Raw genomic sequence first — 17,073 nt, forward strand, 5'->3', positions numbered from 1 at the left:
TTTACGAGTAAAGAAAAGTGACATCTCACACGTTCTAAAACGGCCAACCCCGTACAGCCGCGACAGCAGCTAGAAGCACCAAAACACGTCCAGCCCATCAACCATCAAAATCGCCCAGCCGCGCAAGCAGCCAGAAGCATCAAAACCCCGCCCTAAAGAGACACCCCCGCGTCTAGTCCTTCGCAACATCCACCACCAGTTTGCCCTTGGCCGTGCCGGTCTCGATCGCGCGATGCGCCTCGATGGCGTCTTCGAGCTGGAAGTGCCGCGGGTCGAGCCGCACGGAGAGCTTGCCCGCGTCGGCCAGCCGCGCTGCTTCGCGCAGGATCTCGCCGTGGTGCGCACGGCCCTTGCCGGTGAGCATGGGCATCAACGTGAACACGCCGGAGTACGTGGCCGCACGAAACGACAGCGGCGCCAGCGCATGCGTGCCCCAGCCAAGGCAGCTCACCACATGGCCGCCATAGGTGCGCGCGGCGAGGAACGAGCTGTCCAGCACCGCGCCGCCCACCGTATCGTAGACCACGTCGAAGCCCGCGCCCGCCGTGTATTGGTCGACATACTGCGCGACCGATGTCGTGGCGTGGTCGATGGCGGTGGCGCCGTAGCCCTCGATGATTGCCTTCTGCGCGGCCGAGCCCGTGGCGTAGACCTGCGCCCCGAGCGCGCGGGCGATCTGTACCGCGATATGCCCCACGCCGCCCGCGCCGCCATGCACCAGCACCTTCTGGCCAGGCTGCACGCGGGCCCGGTCGACCAGGCCTTCCCACGCGGTGATGAATACCAGCGGCAACGCGGCGGCTTCGCGCATCGACAGCGCGGCGGGCTTGTGCGCGAGCAGCTCGGCGTCGACCGCCGCGTACTGGGCGAGCGAGCCTTGCAGGCCGCCGACGCCTCCTGTCATGCCATAGACCTCGTCGCCGGGCGCGAAGGCCGTTACGCCCGCGCCCACGGCTTCGACCACGCCGGCCAGGTCCAGGCCCAGCACGGCGGGAAATGGGTGGCGGGCGTGCTCCGCGTGGCCGGCGCGGATCTTGGTGTCGAGCGGGTTGACGCCGCTGGCCAGGATGCGCACCAGCACCTGGCCGGGGCCGGCGTCTGGCTTGGGAAGCCGGGCGGCCGTGAACGGCGCGCCCGCGGATTCGACGACGAGGGCCTGCATGGTGGCTTGGGGCATGATGCGCTCCGGATAGTTGGCGATGGATTGGCGATGGAGTGGCGGTGGGTTGGTGTGGCCATTCTTGGCCATGCCGGCGTGTTCGTAAATCAACGCTTCTGTACTCTTGCCATGCAGTTTTGAATGGAGTGTTTCTCTCCATTTGCGCACGCCCAGGTAGAAGATGCTGCAGGCTCCAGATCAGCTCGATCCCCGCTTCCTGCTCGGCCGCGCCCTCAGGCGCGGGGATGCCGAACCCGGTCCGGATCTCGTCTGGCACCGGCAGGAAGATCCTGGTGCGCAGCTTGTTCAGGTACTTGTATGGGACCCGGGAGGTGTTGTAAGAGTGGTCTATAAGTAACTTTTATCTCGACGGAATTCGTTGGGCCGCGAATAAAGATTCTGCCGCGCGGCCAGTCCCCACAACGATTTTCACAATTCCAGGGTAAACACGTATCAAGTCGTCGACTTGAAAACGCCACCCCCCGTCCCTATAATTAGCACTCGCTGGGCATGAGTGCTAACAGACCTCTTCCAGCGTACTAATTCTGCTGGCCGTCAGTGCTGGCGGTCAATTTTTGTGAACCTAAAATCACTTTTTGTACCAAGGAGTCCGTATGAATCTGCGTCCTTTGCACGACCGCGTGATCGTGAAGCGTCTGGACAATGAAACCAAGACCGCTTCCGGCATCGTGATTCCCGACAACGCTGCCGAAAAGCCTGATCAAGGTGAAGTGCTCGCCGTGGGCCCCGGCAAGAAGGATGACAAGGGTGCTTCGATTGCGCTCGACGTCAAGGTGGGTGACCGCGTGCTGTTCGGCAAGTATGCCGGCCAGGCCGTGAAGGTGGATGGCCTGGAACTGCTGGTCATGCGCGAAGAAGACATCATGGCCGTGGTGAACAAGTAATCCACGCACCCCCTTTCGTACAGATTTAGGAGATTCAGAACATGGCAGCTAAAGACGTAGTATTCGGCGACGCCGCCCGTGCCAAGATGGTCGAAGGCGTGAACATTCTCGCCAACGCAGTCAAGGTTACCCTGGGCCCGAAGGGTCGCAACGTGGTGCTGGAGCGCAGCTTCGGCGGCCCGACCGTGACCAAGGACGGTGTGTCCGTGGCCAAGGAAATCGAGCTGAAGGACAAGCTGCAGAACATGGGCGCGCAAATGGTCAAGGAAGTGGCTTCCAAGACCAGCGACAACGCCGGTGACGGTACCACCACCGCAACCGTGCTGGCCCAGTCGATCGTGCGCGAAGGCATGAAGTACGTTGCCGCCGGCATGAACCCGATGGACCTGAAGCGCGGCATCGACAAGGCTGTGGTGAACGCGGTTGAAGAGCTGAAGAAGCTGACCAAGACCACCACCACCAGCAAGGAAATCGCCCAGGTTGGCTCGATCTCCGCCAACAGCGACGAAGTGATCGGCAAGCTGATCGCTGAAGCGATGGACAAGGTCGGCAAGGAAGGCGTGATCACCGTGGAAGACGGCAAGTCGCTGGCCGACGAGCTGGAAGTCGTGGAAGGCATGCAGTTCGACCGCGGCTACCTGTCGCCGTACTTCATCAACAACCCGGAAAAGCAGGTTGTTGCCCTGGAAAACCCGTTCGTCCTGCTGTTCGACAAGAAGATCTCGAACATCCGCGACCTGCTGCCGGTGCTGGAACAAGTGGCCAAGTCGGGCCGCCCGCTGCTGATCATCGCTGAAGACGTCGAGGGCGAAGCCCTGGCGACCCTGGTGGTGAACAACATCCGTGGCATCCTGAAGACCGCTGCTGTCAAGGCTCCGGGCTTCGGCGACCGCCGCAAGGCCATGCTGGAAGACATCGCCATCCTGACCGGCGGTGCAGTGATCGCTGAAGAAATCGGCCTGACGCTGGAAAAGGCAACCCTGCAAGAACTGGGTCAAGCCAAGCGCATCGAAATCGGCAAGGAAAACACCATCATCATCGACGGCGCCGGCGACGCGGGCTCGATCGAAGCACGCGTGAAGCAGATCCGTGCCCAGATCGAAGAAGCGACCTCGGACTACGACCGTGAAAAGCTGCAAGAACGCGTGGCCAAGCTGGCCGGCGGCGTTGCAGTGATCAAGGTTGGAGCCGCCACCGAAGTCGAAATGAAGGAAAAGAAGGCACGCGTGGAAGATGCACTGCACGCAACCCGTGCAGCCGTGGAAGAAGGCATTGTCCCCGGCGGCGGTGTGGCACTGCTGCGCGCTCGCGCTGCCATCGCTGGCCTGACCGGCGACAACGCTGACCAGAACGCGGGCATCAAGATCGTGCTGCGCGCCATGGAAGAGCCGCTGCGCCAGATCGTGCTGAACGCTGGCGAAGAAGCTTCGGTCGTCGTGGCCAAGGTCATCGATGGCAAGGGCAACTACGGCTATAACGCCGCCACCGGCGAGTACGGTGACCTGGTGGAAATGGGCGTGCTGGACCCGACCAAGGTGACCCGCACCGCGCTGCAGAACGCTGCTTCGGTCGCTTCGCTGATGCTGACCACCGACTGCGCAGTTGCTGAAACGCCGAAGGATGAATCGGCTCCGGCAATGCCGGGCGGCATGGGCGGCATGGGCGGCATGGACGGCATGATGTAAATCTGCCGGCCCGCCAAACGGCAGCCTGCTGTACCCGTAGTAGCAAAAACCCCCGCTGGCGCGAGCCGGCGGGGGTTTTTGTTTGTGGGGCGACGGTATGCGGGGCGATATGGGCGAGCTGCGCGCCGTCGCCGGAAAGCCTCAGATCTCCACCGTATAGCACCAGTCGAAGGCCGGGTTCTCCAGCTCGCCGGTCTTGCGGCGGATATAGCCGCGCGGGTTGCACACCACGCGCGCATCGTCGAGGCGGTAGTCGAAGCCCGTATGCGTATGGCCATGCACCCACAGGTCGGCCTGCGCGACCAGGTCCGGGCGGCGCGAGATAAAGCCGGCGGAGACCAGGTCGTGGGAGAAGCGCGGGTCGAGGCTGCCCAGATCCGGCGCATGGTGGGTGACCACCACCGTCTTGCCGGCAAAGGGCGTGGCGAGCTGCGCCGCGAGCCAGGCGCTGGCAGCCTGGTGCCGCGCCAGGGCATCGGCCACGGTGAAGCGGCGGTGCTGGCCGTTGCCATCGGCCACCTCGATCAGGCGGTGGTCGACCATCACGCCCGCGCAGGCCAGCATCGACTCCTCGCGCCGGCCGGCGCCGAACAACGCGTAGTCAGTCCACCAGGTGGTGCCGATCACGCGCACCGGCTCGCCCGCAAGATCATCGAAATAGGCAACGGCATCATTGAGCACCCGCACGTGCGGCGCCGCCTGGGAGGCTTGTGCCATGGCGGCGTCGACCGTTTCGAAGGCGCCCTCGTAGTACTCGTGATTGCCCGGCACATAGACTACCGGCCCCGAAAAGGTGCGCGCGGCCCAGTCGACGCCGGCGCGGCCGTTGGCGATATCGCCGGCCAGCACCACCAGGTCGGCGGGGCAGGCGGGGACTGACTCCGGTGCGTCGTGTTCGAGGTGCAGATCGCTGAGGATGCGGATTCTCATGCTGGCTCCATGCGGGTGTACGCTTGCGCGGGCGCGCACGTGCATGGATTCTTCAGAAAAGCGCCGGCCCGGTCAAGGCCGGCGTGGCCCTCAGAAGACGCCCGGTAAAACGCGGTAGTGAACCTTGCTCCGATAGGCCCGGTACTCGGGATCCTCCGACAGCAGCGCTTCCTCGCGGGCGATGCGGATCCCCTGCAGGACAAACTGCCCGGCGAACACCAGCACGTTCTGCAGCCCGAAGTTGGCCAGCAGGAAGCCGATGTCGGTGGCGAGGTAGCCCAGGTAGATCGGATGACGAACGAGCCGGTAGGCGCCACCCGACACGATTCCGCGGTTGGCCGGCAGGATGCCGAACGAATAGCGCAGCGAGGCCTTGGCGAAGATCTGCCAGGCCAGCCCGGCGATCTGCAGCCCGGCGCCGATCGCCTCCGGCACGATGCGCGTGCCGGGCGCAAGCTGGATGGCCATGAAGTAGTAGGTGCCCCCGAGTGAGCAGAGGACGGCGACGAAGCTCCAGTCGCGCCGCGCCGGCACCCGTACGATCAGTGACAGCCCGACCGTCAGGCATTCCGTCACGACGATCAGCAGCAGCGTGATGCGCGTCGGCTCGGCGAGCCAGTGCGTGATAGCCGCGTAGGCGAACAGGCCGAGGAGCAGGGCGGTGGCGATGCGCAGGCCCATCTCAACCGCGATCTCGCGGGGCCGCAGTGCCATGGGCGGGGGCGTCCCGGCGAACTCAGCGGAGTTGCTGTCGTACATGATTTCCCCCTGAAAAGGCACTACTTCTGGATCGTTATTGCAACGCGTTCATACCAGCCTGCGCTTTACCCGTTTGCCTGCCGCACCGTCGCCACCCGTGGCCCGTGGCCCGTGGCCCGTGTCCCGTGTCCCGCTCACTTGGAAATGCGCAGGATCTCCGAAGCCAGCTTGGAAAAACACGGTTTGAGGCCGCTGATGTTGGCGGCGTAGCAATAGACGCCGGACGGCTGGGCGCTGTTGTACAGAGGCGCATCCGGCGTGTTGGCCAGGTTCTTGAGCAGGTCGGCGTTGAAGCCGCCGTTGCCGTCCAGTCCCAGGGTGAAGATGTACACGCCGTTGCTGCGCAGGTAGGTGGCCATCTCCACCGGCACGTTGGTCGAGGCGTTGAAGATGTTCTGGGCGTTGAAGGTGGAGCCGACGACGTAGGGCACCGAAGTGGGCGTGATCGGGAACTCGTGGTCGGCCGCGTTGTGGGCGTTGTAGTACGCAGGCATCTGGGTCGGCGTGACCGTGGTGGTGGTGGAGGTGGAGGTGAAGATGCCGGGCGTCTTGCCGTCCCCCGAGCTGCCGCTGGTCTGCGTCGAGCTCGAGCTGAGATTCGCGCAGGCGCCGGTCATCTTGGTGTTTTGCTGGTTGATCTGGTAGAAGCCGCCAACGCTGGAGCTGGGCGAGCTGGTCGTGGCGCTGCCCGCGCAGAACGTGATGCCGTTGACCGTGCTGCTGGTGGTGTTGCTCGTGCTGCTGCTCTTGCAGGCCTTGCCCTTGCTGTTGCAGGTGGTCGTGGTGACGGTGGTGGTGGTGCTCGTGCTGGTGTCCATGCGGTAGCTGGCGGCCAGCGTATTTGGCTCGCCGTCTGAGAAAAGCACCACCACGCGCAGGCTCGACCGGTTGCTGGTCGCGATGCTGTTGAGCTGCGAGCGGGCCTGCCACAGCGCCTCCGCATAGTTGGTGTTGCCGCCGTTGGAGAGGTTGGTGATCGTGTTCTCCATGACCGTGCGGTTGAACCCGCGCTGCGTCGTGTTGATGTTGATATCCGAAACAGCCCCGGTTGAAAAATGCACCAGGCCCACGCGGTCCTCCGTGGGGCTGAACTGTTCGAGGAAGCTGTTGGCGTTCGCCCTGACCGTGCTCCATACGGGACCCATCGAACCCGATGAATCAATGATGAAGATCAGGTCAAGGTCCTTGCGGATGGACTGCGATGTCGCGGCCACGGCGATATTGTTGAAGCCGAGGATCTTCATCAGCGAAAGCGGCATCGTCGCCGTGGCGGAGACGCCGATGGTGATCGCCCCCAGCGTGGGCGTATCGAAGTTTACTGTCACCGGATTCAGCGAGGGCGTGGCGCGCAGGTAGCCCGTGGGATAGTTGGCGTAGAAGAAGCTGCTGGCGGCCTGGCGGGCATTTGCCGCCTGGTCGGCCTGTGTGGTGCCGTTGGTGACCGCCTTGGCCGCGGCGACCGCGGCGGAGTCCACGGCGGCATTCAGCTTGGCCTTGGTCACATAGGCCATGCCGGCATCCACGGCCAGCCCGACGACGCCCAGCAGCCCGATCATCAGCAGGCCCGCGATGATGGTGATCTGCCCCCGTTGCTTATCAGCGTGTTGCAGTTTCATGGCTGCTCCTTGGCGTTCCTTGTTTCAGAACGAGGTGACCGAGTACAGGTTGGGCCCGATGTTCGGCATTTTCAGCACGCCCATCGTCAGGCCCTTGAAGTACATGTCGAAGTTGTAGTAAGACTCGACGACGTAGACGATCTGGCCATCGCTCAGCAAGCCCGTCATGGCGTTCGCGGTGGGCGACGAGGTGCCGCCGGAAGGCAGGCCGGCGCAACTGCCGTCGCTCGCCCATGAGCCGCTGCCGCTGCCGCAGTTCCACACCAGGCTGCCCGGCACGGAGCCGCTTAGCGACCAGCCGCCCGTCCAGCGGTACTGTTCAAGCACGATGTTGCGCACCGTGCAGTTGCCGCCGGCGCAGTTCTCGGCGTCGCCCATGACCTTGGTGATGTAGATCATGCCGCGCTGGCTCATCTTCAGCGGCGGCGTGGTTTGCGCCAGCGCCACCATGATCTCCTGCGGCGTATAGGCCGCGCTGCGCGAGGCCAGGTTGGCGCCTTCGCGGGTCAGGTTGACCAGGATCAGGTTGGCCTGGATGGCCCGCGCGAAATCGATCACGGGCAGCGTCAGGAAGATGAAGATGGGCAGCAGGATGCCGAACTCGATCGCGGCGATGCCGCGCGCTGCCTGCCTGCGGCGCAGTGGACGGGTGCGTTTCATCAGAAGGCCTCGTTGCGCATGGTGGCGGCGACGCTGAAGTTGTACTTGCCGCCAGTGGACGTGAAGAAGGCCGCGACCATCGGCGTGAGCAAGGGCCAGGAGCAATTGACCTGGATCACCACAAGGTCGCCGGCGGCGCCGAACATGCTGCCGCCGCTGGCCTGGCTGGTGCCGTTGACCCAGGTGGTGACCGTCGCGTTCGACATGTCGTACACCCCCAGCGAGCTGTCGTGGATCTTCGTCAGTACGGCCACGTAGCGCTGCTGCGAACTGGTATGCGGATCGAGGTTGTCCTGTCCGGTGACCGCGTAGCGCGCGCCTTCGCGCACGGCGTGCTGCATGGTCAGGTTGGCCCACATCATCATGCCGAAGTCCGCGATCGAGAACAGCAGCAGGAAGAACACGGGGGCCACCAGCGCGAACTCGACCGCGCTGGCGCCGCGTTGCCGCCGGGAAGTCTTGGTGTCCAGGGTTTGCATGTCGTAGCCCCTTGTGGATTGCGACGGTACCGGTGCCAGTACCGGTGCCAGATACGCGGCCCGCTAGCTGGTGCCCATCATGAACGGCATCAGCGAGCGATAGAACTGGATGGCCGGCGAGCCAAGCAGCACCACGAACAACGACGGCAGGATGAAGAAGATCAGCGGGAACAGCAGTTTCACCGCGATCTTTGCCGCGCACTCCTCTGCGTACTGGCGGCGCTTGACGCGCAGCGTGTCCGCGTGCACCCGCAGCGAGTCCGACACGCTGGTGCCGAAACGGTCCGCCTGGATCAGCATGCTGACCAGCATGTCGACGTCTTCCACGCCCGTGCGCAGCGCCAGGTTGCGCAGCGCCTTCTCGCGTGACAGGCCGGCGCGCAGCTCCAGCACCAGCAGCTCAAGCTCCTCGCCCAGCGCGTTGCGGTTGGCGCGCAACTCCTCGACCACCTTGAGCAAGGCCGCGTCGAGCGCCAGGCCGGCTTCCACGCACACCGTGATCAGGTCGAGCGCATCTGGGAAGTTCTCGAAAATCTCCAGCTTGCGTTGACGGATGCGCCTGCGCAGCACCAGGTCCGGCAGGTAGAAGCCGGCGATCGCCACGCCCAGCAGCGCGGCGGGCAGCAGGCGTGGGCTGTCCTCGCTGATCACGCCGCCCGTCAGCACGAACAGCAGCAAGGGGAAGAGCAGGGCCAGCGCGGTCTTGGCGGCGAAGTAGACCGGCACCGCGGAGGGGCTGCGCCAGCCGGCGTTCATGAAGCGGGTGCGCAGGGCGGAGCCGTCCCAGCCGTCCTTGGGCAGGGACAGCTTGGCCAGCGGCTTGGACACCCGTTCCAGCTTGCGCATCCAGTCGGCCTGCAGCGCGGACGGGGTGGCATCGTCGGGGGCAGCGGCCCGGGTCACCTGCGTGATGCGCCGCTGCAGCGCATCGCTGCGCAGCAGCATCATGGCGGCCAGTGTGACTCCGAAGGCCAGCAAGAAGGTGAAGACCAGGAGGAGGATTTGCTCGAGTCTCATGATTGTGCTGGGCGGCGCCCATCCTTTCCTAAGTTGAACTTGTCCCTGCCTAGATATGGATACGCACTATCCTGCGCATCCACACCAGGCCAAGCACCATCAGCGCGATGGCATAGCCGACGATCCACGGCCCGCTGGGATCCGTCACCAGCGGCGTGAGGAAATCCGGGTTCAGGAAAAACATGGCGCCCGCCACGCCGAAGGGCATCAGCGCCAGGATCACGCCAGAGAGCCGTCCCTCGGCCGAGAGCACACGCACCTGGCCCAGCAGCTTCATGCGTTCGCGGATGATGTGGCTGACGTTGCCGAGGATCTCGGCCAGGTTGCCGCCGGATTCGCGCTGGATCATCACGGCGATCACCAGGTAGCGCAGGTCGGGCAGCGGCGCGCGGGTGGCCAGGTTGTTCAGCGCGTCGTGCATCGAGGCGCCGTAGTTGATTTCGTCGAAAGCCAGGCGGAACTCCGCGCCGAGCGGATCAGGCAATTCGTCGCCGGCCATGTCGAGCGCGCTGGAGAAGGAGTGCCCGGCGCGCAGCGCGCGGCTCATCATGTCGGCCCCTTCGGGCAGCTGCGCCTCGATCTGTTGCAGGCGGCGGCTGCGGCGTCGGTTGACGAACCACAGCGGCACCGGCAGCCAGCACAGGCCCGCGGCGGCGGCCGGCAACGCAGCCAGGTCCAGCAGCAGGCTGATCACGTAGAGTGCCGCCGCCGGCAGCAAGGTCAGGCCGAGAAAGGTCGACACGTTCCAGTAGAGGCCGGACTGCATCAGCAGGCGGTCCAGCGCCTGGACGCGCGGCGCCTTGCGCAGCAGGTTCGCGAAGAAGGCTGAGCCGCTCAGCTGGCGCTCCTTGATGATGGACGAGGTCTCGCCTTGCCAGGCCGTCTGCGCCACTGCGCGCAGGCGCCGTCCCAGGCGCCGCGCGCTGGCGCTGTGCTTGCGCTGCCACCACTGGTAGCCCACCACGATCAGCAGCACGATGGCGATGAAGAGCGAAAGGCCGAAGCCAGCGAGGGTCGTGTTCATGGCGTGGTCTCCTGCGCAGCGTGCGGGTGGGTCATACGTCGAAGCGCAGCGAGGGCTCGAACAGCCGGTCCGGCACGCTCAGGCCGAACGAATGCAACCGTTCGCAAAAGTGCGGCCGCACGCCGGTGGCGCAGAAGTGCCCCTTGACGCGGCCTTCCGCGTCCACGCCGGTGCGTTTGAAGGTAAAGATTTCCTGCATGTTGACCACATCGCTCTCCATGCCGGTGATCTCCTGCACGCTCATCAGCTTGCGCCGGCCGTCGGTCAGGCGCGACACCTGCAGGATCACGGTGATCGCCGAGGTGATCTGCTGGCGCATCGTCTTGGGCGGCAGCGCGAGGCCGGCCATGCTGACCATGTTCTCGAGCCGGGTCAGCGCGTCGCGCGGCGTATTGGCGTGGATGGTGGCGAGCGAGCCTTCGTGCCCGGTGTTCATCGCGTGCAGCATGTCGAGCGCTTCCGCGCCGCGCACTTCGCCGAGGATGATGCGGTCCGGGCGCATGCGCAGCGCGTTCTTGACCAGCGCGCGTTGCGTGATCTCGCCCCGGTCCTCGATGTTGGGCGGGCGCGTCTCCAGGCGCAGCACGTGGTCCTGCCGGAGCTGCAGTTCCGCCGCGTCCTCGATGGTGACGATGCGTTCGCTCGGCGGGATAAAGCCCGAGAGGATATTGAGCAGCGTGGTCTTGCCGCTGCCGGTGCCGCCCGAGATCAGGATGTTCAGCTTGGCCTTGACCATGGCCTCGATCAGCTGCGCCATCGGCGGCGTGAGCGTCTGCAGCTCCACCAGGTCCTTGACCATCAGCGGATTGACGGAGAAGCGCCGGATCGACAGCAGCGGGCCGTCCACTGCCGACGGCGGGATGATCGCATTCACGCGTGAGCCGTCGGGCAGCCGCGCATCCACCATCGGGCTCGATTCATCGATGCGCCGCCCTACGCGCGACACGATCTTGTCGATGATCTTCATCAGGTGGGCATCGTCGTTGAAGGTCACCCCCGTCAGTTCCAGCTTGCCGCGGCGCTCCACGTAGACCTGCTTGTACGTATTGACCAGGATGTCCGAGACGGTCGGGTCGCTCAGCAGGGGTTCGAGCGGGCCGAAGCCGAGCATCTCGTCGCGCACGTCCGACACCAGCCGCTTGCGCTCGGTTTCGTTGATGGGGATATTGCGTTCGTCGATGATGCGCTCGACCAGTAGCGCCAGCTCGCGCCGTACCTGCTCCGGCGAGAGGCGCTGCAGTTTCTCCAGTTCCACGCGTTCGATGATGGCTTCGTGGATCTCCGTCTTGAGCTGCTGGTAGGCCGCGTTCGCGGTGTTGCTGGCAGCGCCGATGCGCTCGGTGATGGTTTCGCCAGCCTTCTCGTAGAGTTGTTCACGCAATGACATGTCGGTTCTCCGCTGCGCGCCTGGCGCCTATGTGTTTGATCAGGGCTGGCTAGGCATGCTTCTCGATGCGCAGGCCGGTGCCGGACTGGCTGCCGCGATGTCCCAGCAGCTTTTGCAGCAACCCGTCCTCTTTCTTTGCCGCGCCGGGGTAGACGCTCTCGACCATCTGCACCAGCGCGCGCGAGATTGCGCTGCGCTCGGCCAGCTGCAGCACCGGTACGCCCTGGTTGCTGGCGTCGCGTGCCGGCTTGGGATCCGACGGCAGCATGTGCGCGACCTTTGCGCCCAGCGTCTCTTCAAGCGTGTGCAGGTCCACCGGCGCGTTCTTCTCAAACTGGTTGATCACCATGTGCAGGCGCTCGGTGGGATAGCCCAGCGAGTGGAAGATCTCCATCAGATGCCGCCCGGCGCGCAGGTAGGGCAGGGTGAGCTGCAGCACTGGATAGATCCTGTCGCTGTGGTCAAGCACCATGATCGAGGAAGGGTTGATGTCCTGGCCCACGTCAAAGATGATCACGTCGTATGCCGGGCGCACCAGGTCGAGGATGCTCTCGAGATGGGCTGCCTTGATATCCCCCGCCTTCACCGGGTCGCCGGCTCCGGCGATGACGTCGAAGTTGGGATGCGCATGCGTGATGCACGCGTCGAGCAAGGCCAGGTCCAGCCGGTCGACTTGCTGGCAGATGTCCGTGAGCGTGGCCGGCGGCGCCTTGTCCGTGACCAGAAAGGCGGCATCGCCGAACTGCTGGACCAGGTCCACCAGCAGGACACGCTTGCCGCGCGTGGCGGCAATGGCATAGCCGAGGTTGGCGGCGACGAAGGTGGTGCCGCTGCCGCCTTTGCAGGAGGTGAAGGTTAGCGTGCGGGCCTCGGCGTCGGCGCTGCCGTGCGGCTTGATCGCCAGGCGTTCCAACTCGTCGTTGAACTCGCGGGGGTCCAGCGGCCAGCGCAGCACGCTGCGCACGCCCATGCGCATGGCGCGCATCAGCAGCTCGGCGGTTGGCGAGGGCGTGACCAGGATGCAGGGCACGTCCCCCGGCTCCGGAAAGCGCTGGCGCAGGCGTTCCAGCACGTTGAGGCTGAAATCGTCCGCCTGCAGGATCAGGAAATCGGATGGGTGGATCAGTCCGGCCATGCCGAGCGCCCGCTCCGGATCGGTACAGACCAGTTGTACCTGCCGCTGCGTCGCGACCTGTCCGGCCATCGCGGACATTTGCCGGGCCCGCGTCTCGTCGGCCGAGACCAGAATTAGCTTTGCCATCTCGATATCTCCCAGTTTGCGGATCGGCCTCGCGGTCAGGGCGTGGAGCCCAAGGACGATGAGCTGCCCACCCCGACCGCGTAGGCGTTCCCGTCGCTCGGCGGGTTGCGGTACGATGAGTTGTAGCGGTCCAGGGCAAAGGTGGCGCTGCGCGCATCGACCCCGGTCACTGGGTCCGCGTTTGCCGATGCGTCAGGGTTGAGCGTCTGCATGGCACGCACGGTGCGCACGGCGTCGCCGAAGTGGGCGTCGTACACCGGCGTGGTGGTCATGCAGCCGGCCACGCCGGCCGCCGCGCATGCCGCCGCGGCAGTGACGGCAAGCCGGGAGAGTCGGGCAGGTAGGTTGTGGAAGTTCATGATGTTCCCCTGTTCTTTGCGTTCCGTTGGCATCGGGCTCATTGCGTTGAGTCCATGCTCGACGCCGGCGCCGCGGGCGAGCCAGGCAAGGTAGCGTCGGCGGTGGTTTGCGCTGCCATGGCGCCGGCGGTGGATGCCGGCATGAGCGCGCCAGCGCTGGCCGTGTCGCGCGCGCCGCTCGCGGGCGAGGTGCTGGTGGTGGGCGCGGCCGGTGCCGGTGCCATGGGTGCGGGAGGGGCGCCAACGGGGGCCGGCGGCATGGCAGGCGGCGCGGTGACCGCGGGATGGCCTTCCATGTTGCCGTTGATGAAGACCTCGCCCGGGGTCGGCGCGCCGAAGGAGTCCGTGGGCATCGGATAGTTGGCCGGCAGCGGCTTGACCAGCCGGGGCGTGACCACGAACAGCAGTTCGCTCTTGTCCTGCTGGAAGTTGGTGCTGCGGAACAGGTTGCCCAGCACGGGCAGCTCGCCCGCGCCCGGCAGTGCCTTCAGGCTTCCCGTGACGTTGCTCTTGATCAGTCCGCCGATGGCAAAGCTCTGGCCATCCATCACCTGCAGCGTGGTGGAGGCGCGGCGGGTCGTGATCAGCGGCAGGATGGTGGTGCCACTGAGATTTGGCGCGCTGAGCGCTACGCCGGTCGGCGAGAGCTCGGAGACCTCGGGCGCCACCTTCAGGTTGATCCGGCCGTTGGCCAGCACGGTCGGCGTGAAGCGCAGGCCGACGCCGAAGGTTTCCTCCTGCAGCGTGATGGTCGTGCCGCCGGCGCTGGAGGCTTGCGGCACCGGGATGAATACTTTGCCGCCCGCGAGGAAGCTGGCTTCCTGGCCGCTGATGGCCATCAGGTTGGGCTCGGCCAGCACCTTGACCAGGCTGTCGCCTTTCTGCGCATCCACGTGGAAGTTGAAGGGCAGGTTGTTGGACTTCATCCCGGAGATCACGCCGGCGCCGCCCGAGAGGAAGTTGGCAAGCAGCCCAAAGCTCCAGCTGCCGAAGGCGCCGTTCAGGTTGGCCGAGGCGCCGAGCTGGTCGATCAGCGTCTTCGATACTTCCGCCACCTTGACTTCCAGCATCACCTGCTGCGGCGAGTCCACCGTCATCATGTTGATGATGCGCGGGCTGCGCAGCGGCTGCGCGCCGTTGCCGCCGGCGGGCGCGCCGAGCATGCCCAGCCCGCCCATGCTGTTGCCGGCCATGGCGAGCATCGGGTTTGCCACGGGGACGCCGATCTGCTGCTGCGGCGCCTGTAGCGGGCTGCGGGTTTGCCGCACGACGAAGGCGTTGGCGATGTCGATGACCATCTGCGCGACGGTGGAGTCGGGCACGTTGCCGCTGAGCACCAGGCTGTCCGCGGCAGAGGCAACGCGCACCTGGCGGGCCTGGGGCAGCAGTTCGTGCAGGGTCGACTGCAAGCCGCCCGGGTCGGCGCCGACGGTCACGTCGATGACCGAGCAACTGCCGCTCTTGCCCTGCACGATCATGTTTGTCGTTCCGACATCCAGGCCGAGCAGGTAGAGGGTCTGCGGCGACACCAGCATGGCCTGCACCACGCTGGGGTTGCCCAGCGTGCGCGTGCGCACCGCTTCCGGCAGCGAGATCATCCGCGACTTGCCAACCGGCACCTGCACCTGCTGCGGCTCGCGCGCGGCGCTGGTGCAGTTCGGCCCGCGGCTGATGCCCGCGTCGGGGGGCGGCGGCGGCACGCTGGCCGCGCCGATGGTGAGCTGGATCGGGCCGGCGGCGGCCAGTTTCATCGCCTGTTGGGTGCCCGGCGCGGTTTGCGCGGCAGCCGCGGCATCGGCGGCTTGCGCCTGTTCGCTGGCCAGCCAGACGCTGGTCAACGACAGCACGGCCAGCGCGGTGAGGCTCCGCCTTGTGGGGCCGCTGCGCGGCGCGCTGGCGCGCGGGCTGCCCTCCTGGTGGTGGTCTCGGTCCATTTGAATTCCCCCCGGTTGTTGACCCCATCGGCTGGGGCCGGCATTTGGCAATGTCAACGTCTGTGCGTTAGAAGCATTCTTGGTTTTGCTGCATGCCGCTGATCACGCCTACGCAGTTGGTGGCGATCTTCTTTTCTGCGAGGCGATGCACGACCTGGACGGCCTTGACCACCACCGGCGCGGCCACCGCGGCCTTGAGCACCGGCTCGTTGAGCAGGCTGCGCTTGGTGGCGCCGGCGGTGTCCACGGGATGCGGGTCGATCTGGTTGCGCAACACCAGCGAGAGCGTGCCCACGCTGCGCGCCAGGTCGAGCTTTTCCGCTTCCTCGGGCGAGACTTCGAGCGTCACGGCGTTCACCACCTTGGGTTTGGTCTCGTCGCGATTGACCTCTTGCGCGATGGCCAGCACCAGGATCTTCTCCAGCACGATCTTCGAGATCGACTGTTCGTTCTGCGTGGTGTTCTCGCCCTTGGTAGTGTCCTTCTGGGTGTTCACGATGATGTCGACGAAGCTGCCCGGCAGCGCGAAACCCGCCACGCCCACCACGTCGTTTACGCGCACCGTGATGGCACGCTTGCCGTCGGCAATCACCGCGGAGAGTCCGCCGCGGGTGCCAATGGGCGTGAGCTTGGATTCCAGGATGGGCTCGCCGCGCATGACGCTGGACTTGGTCACCCGTCCGTCGATCAGTTTCTGGTCGGTCAGCGCGCCCGGCGGCAGGCTGTCGCGCGGCCAGTCGACGGCCTTGACGAATTCAGGCGCGAGCCGCTGCCCCAGGTTGATGTCGGTCGCGGCCACCACCACCTTGGTCACGCTGCCCGAGCTTTGCTGCATCATCCAGCGCGAGGCCAGGACAACGGCTGCCAGGCCGGCCAGGGCCGCCACCAGCAGCATCACGATTGCGCGTACATTTCTCATTTGATGGTCCTCCCCAGTTTGAATCCCGGCGTCGGCGCGCCGCCTGGCGATGCGCGAGCGCGTCCCTTGGCCGTCACGCCAAACTCCATGTCATCGGTGCCGCGTGGCGGCGTTCAGTTGCAGGCGGAGATGCGGCGTCCCTGGCCGTGCGCGCTCCGGCTGCCGCGCAGCAGCGCGGCACGCGTTCGCCGGTGTGCAAGCCAGTGGCGGCAGATGCCGGTGTTGTCGCGCCGGCGCTGGTGCGACGGTGCGGATGTGGGTGGGGCTGTGCCCAGGTGCTCGCGCATGATGGTTCTCTCCCTTTTTTCAGCCCACTGGCGGGGCTTTGTACCGATGTCCGTCGCGTAGCGCTGCGTACTTCAGAGCGTGCCTGCCATGACCAGCAGGACGCCGCCTGCCATCGCGACGGCGTAGGGCAGGCGTGCGGTTGTTTCCATCTGGTCGTTGCCCGTCGCAGTGGCGCGCCAGCCAAACGGCAGCCACAGCAGCCGCGCGGACAGGCTCGCCAGGGTCTGGCGCGCGTGTTTGCGTGTCAGCATGATGGTCACCGCCATCACGCCGCCAAGCAGGAAGCTGGCGACCACGATATGCAGTGCGGCTTGCACGCCCACGAAGGCGCCGATGCTTGCCATCAGCTTGGCGTCTCCGGCGCCCAGCGCGCCGATCAGGTAGAGCACGAGGAACGGTGCCAGGCCGGCCGCCGCCCCGGTTAGCCACGCCCAGCTGCCTGCGCTGATGCCGTGGCCGAAGACCTGCACGAGCCATGCTGCCTGCAAGCCTGCCAGCACCAGCCAGTTCGGAATACGGTGGCTGCGCAGATCGCTGATCGCGGCAATGCCGAGCATGGCGAGCAGCAGTCCGTTGGCGGTGAGGTCGAGTGCGCGCATGGCATGCCTCCGTGGGCAGGCGTTCTTGTTACGGGTGTTGGCTCTTGCGTGTTCGCTACGGCCCTGCCAGCGGCAGAGGCTGGCAGGGCCGT

Annotated in this window: 16 protein-coding genes; 2 read left to right on the plus strand and 14 right to left on the minus strand. The window is 65.7% G+C overall.

The window, feature by feature from the left end; genetic code table 11:
* Positions 1 to 172: 172 nt before the first annotated feature.
* On the minus strand, positions 173 to 1,177 hold the full coding sequence (locus ACGLHR_RS05065) for a zinc-dependent alcohol dehydrogenase family protein (RefSeq protein WP_400092415.1): 1,005 nt from the start codon (positions 1,175 to 1,177) through the stop codon (positions 173 to 175).
* Between the two features lie 596 nt (positions 1,178 to 1,773).
* Here ACGLHR_RS05065 and groES point away from each other — a divergent pair.
* Together groES and groL are read left to right on the plus strand one after the other, a co-directional pair.
* Complete coding sequence (groES, locus tag ACGLHR_RS05070) at positions 1,774 to 2,064, plus strand: co-chaperone GroES (RefSeq protein WP_267605761.1); 291 nt, start codon at positions 1,774 to 1,776, stop codon at positions 2,062 to 2,064.
* 41 nt (positions 2,065 to 2,105) lie between these two features.
* Positions 2,106 to 3,749 (plus strand): chaperonin GroEL, encoded by a 1,644-nt coding sequence (gene groL, locus ACGLHR_RS05075; RefSeq protein WP_318236167.1) that lies wholly within the window; start codon positions 2,106 to 2,108, stop codon positions 3,747 to 3,749.
* 141 nt (positions 3,750 to 3,890) lie between these two features.
* Here groL and ACGLHR_RS05080 read toward each other — a convergent pair whose 3' ends face one another.
* From ACGLHR_RS05080 to ACGLHR_RS05140, 13 genes are all read right to left on the minus strand, one after another.
* Positions 3,891 to 4,679 (minus strand): metallophosphoesterase, encoded by a 789-nt coding sequence (locus ACGLHR_RS05080; RefSeq protein ID WP_400092417.1) that lies wholly within the window; start codon positions 4,677 to 4,679, stop codon positions 3,891 to 3,893.
* Between the two features lie 90 nt (positions 4,680 to 4,769).
* The gene (locus ACGLHR_RS05085) at positions 4,770 to 5,438 is read right to left on the minus strand and encodes a methyltransferase family protein (RefSeq protein WP_400092419.1); all 669 of its coding nucleotides are present in this window, start codon (positions 5,436 to 5,438) and stop codon (positions 4,770 to 4,772) included.
* Between the two features lie 134 nt (positions 5,439 to 5,572).
* Positions 5,573 to 7,054: a vWA domain-containing protein gene (locus tag ACGLHR_RS05090; protein WP_400092420.1), complete on the minus strand. Its 1,482-nt coding sequence runs from the start codon at positions 7,052 to 7,054 to the stop codon at positions 5,573 to 5,575.
* Positions 7,055 to 7,078: 24 nt separating this feature from the next.
* Positions 7,079 to 7,714, minus strand: a complete 636-nt coding sequence (locus ACGLHR_RS05095) for a TadE family protein (protein ID WP_400092422.1) — start codon at positions 7,712 to 7,714, stop codon at positions 7,079 to 7,081.
* Positions 7,714 to 8,193 (minus strand): TadE/TadG family type IV pilus assembly protein, encoded by a 480-nt coding sequence (locus tag ACGLHR_RS05100; RefSeq protein WP_267605772.1) that lies wholly within the window; start codon positions 8,191 to 8,193, stop codon positions 7,714 to 7,716. Before ACGLHR_RS05100 ends, ACGLHR_RS05095 begins: the two co-directional genes overlap by 1 nt.
* A 63-nt stretch (positions 8,194 to 8,256) precedes the next feature.
* Positions 8,257 to 9,210 (minus strand): type II secretion system F family protein, encoded by a 954-nt coding sequence (locus ACGLHR_RS05105; RefSeq protein WP_267605773.1) that lies wholly within the window; start codon positions 9,208 to 9,210, stop codon positions 8,257 to 8,259.
* A gap of 49 nt (positions 9,211 to 9,259) precedes the next feature.
* Complete coding sequence (locus ACGLHR_RS05110) at positions 9,260 to 10,234, minus strand: type II secretion system F family protein (protein WP_400092425.1); 975 nt, start codon at positions 10,232 to 10,234, stop codon at positions 9,260 to 9,262.
* Positions 10,235 to 10,265: 31 nt separating this feature from the next.
* Positions 10,266 to 11,621, minus strand: a complete 1,356-nt coding sequence (locus ACGLHR_RS05115; RefSeq protein ID WP_318236173.1) for a CpaF family protein — start codon at positions 11,619 to 11,621, stop codon at positions 10,266 to 10,268.
* Between the two features lie 49 nt (positions 11,622 to 11,670).
* On the minus strand, positions 11,671 to 12,882 hold the full coding sequence (locus tag ACGLHR_RS05120) for an AAA family ATPase (RefSeq protein WP_400092428.1): 1,212 nt from the start codon (positions 12,880 to 12,882) through the stop codon (positions 11,671 to 11,673).
* A 35-nt stretch (positions 12,883 to 12,917) separates the two neighbouring features.
* Positions 12,918 to 13,241 carry a hypothetical protein gene (locus ACGLHR_RS05125; RefSeq protein ID WP_400092430.1) on the minus strand — a complete coding sequence of 108 codons (324 nt, stop codon included), beginning with the start codon at positions 13,239 to 13,241 and terminating at the stop codon, positions 12,918 to 12,920.
* A gap of 38 nt (positions 13,242 to 13,279) precedes the next feature.
* Positions 13,280 to 15,175 carry a type II and III secretion system protein family protein gene (locus ACGLHR_RS05130; RefSeq protein WP_400092432.1) on the minus strand — a complete coding sequence of 632 codons (1,896 nt, stop codon included), beginning with the start codon at positions 15,173 to 15,175 and terminating at the stop codon, positions 13,280 to 13,282.
* A gap of 67 nt (positions 15,176 to 15,242) precedes the next feature.
* On the minus strand, positions 15,243 to 16,094 hold the full coding sequence (cpaB, locus tag ACGLHR_RS05135) for a Flp pilus assembly protein CpaB (protein WP_318236177.1): 852 nt from the start codon (positions 16,092 to 16,094) through the stop codon (positions 15,243 to 15,245).
* 359 nt (positions 16,095 to 16,453) lie between these two features.
* Positions 16,454 to 16,981 carry a prepilin peptidase gene (locus ACGLHR_RS05140; RefSeq protein ID WP_267605781.1) on the minus strand — a complete coding sequence of 176 codons (528 nt, stop codon included), beginning with the start codon at positions 16,979 to 16,981 and terminating at the stop codon, positions 16,454 to 16,456.
* Between the last annotated feature and the right edge of the window lie 92 nt (positions 16,982 to 17,073).

The sequence above is a fragment of the Cupriavidus sp. CuC1 genome (assembly GCF_044627735.1).
In the GTDB taxonomy this organism is placed as follows: domain Bacteria; phylum Pseudomonadota; class Gammaproteobacteria; order Burkholderiales; family Burkholderiaceae; genus Cupriavidus; species Cupriavidus ulmosensis.

What these genes read in the sequence shown, in the direction of transcription:
- ACGLHR_RS05065 (WP_400092415.1), bottom strand. Translation starts at nt 1,177, where the DNA reads ATGCCCCAAGCCACCATGCAGGCCCTCGTCGTCGAATCCGCGGGCGCG.
- groES (WP_267605761.1), top strand. Translation starts at nt 1,774, where the DNA reads ATGAATCTGCGTCCTTTGCACGACCGCGTGATCGTGAAGCGTCTGGAC.
- groL (WP_318236167.1), top strand. Translation starts at nt 2,106, where the DNA reads ATGGCAGCTAAAGACGTAGTATTCGGCGACGCCGCCCGTGCCAAGATG.
- ACGLHR_RS05080 (WP_400092417.1), bottom strand. Translation starts at nt 4,679, where the DNA reads ATGAGAATCCGCATCCTCAGCGATCTGCACCTCGAACACGACGCACCG.
- ACGLHR_RS05085 (WP_400092419.1), bottom strand. Translation starts at nt 5,438, where the DNA reads ATGTACGACAGCAACTCCGCTGAGTTCGCCGGGACGCCCCCGCCCATG.
- ACGLHR_RS05090 (WP_400092420.1), bottom strand. Translation starts at nt 7,054, where the DNA reads ATGAAACTGCAACACGCTGATAAGCAACGGGGGCAGATCACCATCATC.
- ACGLHR_RS05095 (WP_400092422.1), bottom strand. Translation starts at nt 7,714, where the DNA reads ATGAAACGCACCCGTCCACTGCGCCGCAGGCAGGCAGCGCGCGGCATC.
- ACGLHR_RS05100 (WP_267605772.1), bottom strand. Translation starts at nt 8,193, where the DNA reads ATGCAAACCCTGGACACCAAGACTTCCCGGCGGCAACGCGGCGCCAGC.
- ACGLHR_RS05105 (WP_267605773.1), bottom strand. Translation starts at nt 9,210, where the DNA reads ATGAGACTCGAGCAAATCCTCCTCCTGGTCTTCACCTTCTTGCTGGCC.
- ACGLHR_RS05110 (WP_400092425.1), bottom strand. Translation starts at nt 10,234, where the DNA reads ATGAACACGACCCTCGCTGGCTTCGGCCTTTCGCTCTTCATCGCCATC.
- ACGLHR_RS05115 (WP_318236173.1), bottom strand. Translation starts at nt 11,621, where the DNA reads ATGTCATTGCGTGAACAACTCTACGAGAAGGCTGGCGAAACCATCACC.
- ACGLHR_RS05120 (WP_400092428.1), bottom strand. Translation starts at nt 12,882, where the DNA reads ATGGCAAAGCTAATTCTGGTCTCGGCCGACGAGACGCGGGCCCGGCAA.
- ACGLHR_RS05125 (WP_400092430.1), bottom strand. Translation starts at nt 13,241, where the DNA reads ATGAACTTCCACAACCTACCTGCCCGACTCTCCCGGCTTGCCGTCACT.
- ACGLHR_RS05130 (WP_400092432.1), bottom strand. Translation starts at nt 15,175, where the DNA reads ATGGACCGAGACCACCACCAGGAGGGCAGCCCGCGCGCCAGCGCGCCG.
- cpaB (WP_318236177.1), bottom strand. Translation starts at nt 16,094, where the DNA reads ATGAGAAATGTACGCGCAATCGTGATGCTGCTGGTGGCGGCCCTGGCC.
- ACGLHR_RS05140 (WP_267605781.1), bottom strand. Translation starts at nt 16,981, where the DNA reads ATGCGCGCACTCGACCTCACCGCCAACGGACTGCTGCTCGCCATGCTC.